Here is an 884-nt window from a genome sequence, read left to right on the forward strand (position 1 = left end):
AGATCTCGAGCGTACGCGCTGATCAATCAGTTAAGCGTCCATGAGCCAGTTGATTGCTTGTGCGAGGTGTTCGAAGTCACTCGCTCGAGTTACTACGCACATCGTCTCAGACGGCTAACCCCGGACGTTGAGCGGCTCAGGCTGCGTAGTCGAGTGAACGAGTTGTTCACCCGGGGACGAAGTGCGCCGGGCAGCCGGAGCATCACGGTCATGATGCAAGAAGAGGGTGAGCAAATCGGGCGGTTCAAGGTCCGCAGCCTGATGCGCGAGCTGGAGCTGGTCAGCAAGCAGCCGGGATCACACACCTACAAAAAAGCGACGGTGGAGCGGCCTGGTATCCCGAACATATTGAACCGGGCGTTTGATGTCGAGGCGCCCAACCAAGTCTGGTGTGGCGATATCACCTACATTTGGGCGCAGGATAAATGGCACTATCTTGCGGTTGTCCTGGATCTATATGCGCGACGAGTTGTGGGCTGGGCGTTATCAGAAAAGCCGGATGCAGATCTGGTGGTCAAGGCGCTGGACGTGGCTTGTGAACAGCGTGGAAAGCCTCAAGGACTACTGTTCCACTCGGATCAAGGATCGCAGTACGCCAGCCGCCAATTTCGCCAACGACTGTGGCGATACCGCATGCGTCAGAGCATGAGTCGCCGAGGAAATTGCTGGGATAATGCACCGATGGAACGAGTGTTTCGAAGCTTGAAAACAGAATGGATACCGACCACTGGCTACATGACCGGCCAGCAAGCTCAGCGAGACATCAGCCAGTACCTGATGCATCACTACAACTGGATACGGCCCCATCAATTTAACGATGGGCTGGCCCCGGCGAAAACTGAAGAAAAACTTAAAACCGTGTCCGGGATTAGTTGACCACTACA

General features: G+C 55.3%; 1 protein-coding gene. It reads left to right on the forward strand.

The features are described 5' to 3' along the window. Nucleotides 1-876: IS3 family transposase (locus M5C56_RS32290; protein WP_103499337.1), on the forward strand; the 876-nt coding region annotated here is incomplete at its 5' end. Nucleotides 877-884 lie beyond the last annotated feature (8 nt).

The sequence above is a fragment of the Pseudomonas sp. MWU13-2862 genome (genome assembly GCF_023242495.1).
GTDB classification, from domain to species: Bacteria; Pseudomonadota; Gammaproteobacteria; order Pseudomonadales; family Pseudomonadaceae; genus Aquipseudomonas; species Aquipseudomonas gingeri_D.